The following is a 2804-nucleotide window of genomic DNA, read 5'->3' as shown; positions in this document are numbered from 1 at the left end:
CACCTGCGCCGTCTGGTGCGGGCGATCCAGATCAACTGGCCGAACATTCGAATCCTGCTCCGCGGCGATAGCCATTATTGCAACCCGCAGGTCATCGACTGGTGCCGCGCCAACGACGTCGACTTCATCTTTGGCCTCGCGCCCACCCCGACCCTGCGCAAGCATGTCGCGGATCTGGAGGCCAGCACGACCGCGCGCTTCGAAGCGTCGGCCAACACAGGCAAGGTCCGCAGGTTCAAGAAGTTCGTTGACGGAGCCCGCGGCGCGGCCGGGCCGGCAGCACTCAGGCGACTATAACGGGCGCAGAGCCGACCCTGCGGCTTCCAGACATTGTCGTGTACAGCTTCAGACCCTCAAGCCGAGCCCGCATGGCTTCGCTTACCTTTTACGGGGCGGCGGTACGTCCAAGCCGGTTCAACAGTTAAGAATTTCGCAAAGACGATACCCCCGGATCCTCGAGCTTCCGCTGCCACTTCCCGCATTTCGCCGAGGCGGTCAATGACCCGCCCTTCACAAGGTTATCCGGCAAGCATCTGGGTGCGAGAGATAATGTTGCCGGAAGCATCTTTCATGGCTTCTACACCTGCCTGAACGCCAGAACCGCGTTCGTGCCGCCAAAGGCGAAGGAGTTGCTCAGTGCCACGCGCACCTTGCGCTCGCGTGCCACATTGGGCGTGACGTCGAGATCGCAATCGGGGTCCAGCTCACGATAATTGGCAGTCGGCGGCACGACGCTCTCGCGGATAGCCATCACGCAGGCGATCAACTCGAGCGCGCCGGACGCGCCGAGGCAATGCGCGTGCATGGACTTGGTAGAAGAAATGGACATTGAGGAGGCGTGCTGACCGAAGACGCGCTTGATCGCCGCCGTCTCGATCTGGTCGTTGGCCTTGGTGCCGGTGCCGTGCGCGTTGAGATAGTCGACATCCTCGGCGTCCAGCCTGGCATCGGCAAGGCAGGCCCGCATTGCTGCCTCCGGCCCCTCGACAGTCGGCGCGACGATGCCGGACGCATCGGCGGAAAGGCCGACACCGGCAATTTCGGCAAGGATGGTGGCGCCCCGAGCCAGGGCATGCTCGTAGCTTTCCAGCACCGCCATGCCGGCGCCTTCACCAAGCGACAGGCCCTGGCGATCGGCCGAGAATGGCCGGCAAGTATCGGGCGAAAGCACGCGGATCGCTTCCCATGCCTTCAGCACACCCCATATGAGCGGCGCTTCGCTGCCGCCGGCAAGCATCACGTCGGCCCGGCCGAGCCTGATCTGGTCCACCGCGCAGGCAATCGCATGGTTTGCCGAGGAACAGGCGGACGTGACGCCGAAGACCGGCCCGCGCAGGCCGAGACTCATGCTGACCTGGCCGGCAGCGGCACCCGGCATCGCCTTGGGTACAGTCAAGAGAGCGGCACGCTTACCGCCCAGAAGGATGGCGCGGTAGGTTTGCTCGATCGCATCCCACCCGCAGCCGCCAACGCCCACCGTCGCACCGAAGCGATAGCTATTTCCCTCTTTGGAGGAAAGTCCGGCCTGACGCATGGCTTCGCGCGCCGCAAGCACAGCGAGCAGGCTGAAGCGGTCCATGGAGATGAGTTGCTTGCTGTCGATGTCATGCTCCGGCAGGGCCTTGATCTCGGCACCGATCCTGACCCTCAATTCATGGAACTCGGAGTTGACGATTGGGCCGATGGCGGAGCGGCCTTCTCGCATCTCTGTCCAACTGGCGGCGGCGTTGGTTCCAAGCCCGCAAATCCCGCCAATCCCAGTAATCACGACGCGCCTGTCCATTCACACCCCCGTAGGGAGCAAGCTGCGCACGGCTTCCACCATGCCCCCAACATTCTGGAGATCCGACCATGCCTCGGCCGTATTCATCTCGATCTCGATGCCGTAGGCCTGCTCCAGGTCCCAGAGAACGTCCGCCAATCCCAGTGAATCGATACCGAGCGAAGTCAGTCCCGTGGCAGCCGTTATTTCGCCGCCCGTGGCAGGCGCTATGCCGCCCTCCGACGCGGCGCGCTTCTTGATCATTGCGATTATTTCGTTGGCGAGTTGATCTGCCATCTTGTTCCTTTCCAGCTTGCGTTTTCGGCGTCGTTCAAAACCCGAGTCGCGTCGCGTTGCCAAAATTGCCCCTCATAGAGCCTGTGCGCCGACCAAGCCCAATGCCCATAGGAACCGGACGAGTTCCGGCTTCTGCGGCGTCAGCCCGATGACGAAGAAAAGTCGCCGGCCTCCCGCTTTTGCGCCAGCACATCAAGAATCTGCGTGTAAATGGATAGGAACCGTCGTCAAACGTCAGCTAAACGCTGCGACGGTGGGTGCTGTCAGCGTATTCACTCGGCACCTCATATGTAATCGAGATGTTTCATAGCTCCGGACCAGTTGCGATCAACTATTGTACCGGTCGCCATTCGTCGGAGAGTTCGACATGATTTGGAGCGCTGCCTCTATTCCCAGTACAATCTCCACCGCACGCGACAGATTTCCTCTTTCGAGCTCTTCTCAAGGGACTCGCCACGCGATAGAGGCAGTGATCGGCGCACGTGAGGTCCTGCCAAGTCCATGCGACATTCCGGAGAATTGGTAAAATCGTTTGTTTCAATCAAATTCATCCACGCTATGGATAGCTAAGACATGCGTTTCAAAGGGCTCGATCTGAATCTTCTCGTCGTTCTCGACGCGCTGCTTAGCGAGCGCGGCCTCACGGCGGCGGCACGCAGCATCAACCTAACCAAATTCATGGGGGTTGGTGGATGTGGCGCAAGCCCGTTGAAATGACGTAGGATTTGGTTGCTTAAGCCGATCC

Annotated in this window: 2 protein-coding genes and 2 pseudogenes; 2 read left to right on the top strand and 2 right to left on the bottom strand. The window is 60.9% G+C overall.

The window, feature by feature from the left end; translation table 11 throughout:
- Positions 1-258 (top strand): annotated as a pseudogene (locus NKI61_RS32675) (transposase); the annotation flags it as partial.
- Positions 259-577: 319 nt separating this feature from the next.
- On the opposite strand, the gene NKI61_RS32670 reads toward NKI61_RS32675, so the two are convergent.
- Together NKI61_RS32670 and NKI61_RS32665 are read right to left on the bottom strand one after the other, a co-directional pair.
- On the bottom strand, positions 578-1783 hold the full coding sequence (locus tag NKI61_RS32670; RefSeq protein ID WP_352842400.1) for a beta-ketoacyl-[acyl-carrier-protein] synthase family protein: 1206 nt from the start codon (positions 1781-1783) through the stop codon (positions 578-580).
- Positions 1784-2059 (bottom strand): acyl carrier protein, encoded by a 276-nt coding sequence (locus tag NKI61_RS32665; RefSeq protein WP_023673543.1) that lies wholly within the window; start codon positions 2057-2059, stop codon positions 1784-1786.
- Between the two features lie 573 nt (positions 2060-2632).
- Here NKI61_RS32665 and NKI61_RS32660 point away from each other — a divergent pair.
- A pseudogene (locus NKI61_RS32660) lies at positions 2633-2734 on the top strand (LysR family transcriptional regulator); the annotation flags it as partial.
- Positions 2735-2804 lie beyond the last annotated feature (70 nt).

This window comes from Mesorhizobium sp. M0514 (genome assembly GCF_040321145.1).
In the GTDB taxonomy this organism is placed as follows: domain Bacteria; phylum Pseudomonadota; class Alphaproteobacteria; order Rhizobiales; family Rhizobiaceae; genus Mesorhizobium.
The sequence above is the reverse complement of the archived record's forward strand: the minus strand, read 5'-3'. Positions and strand labels throughout refer to the sequence as shown.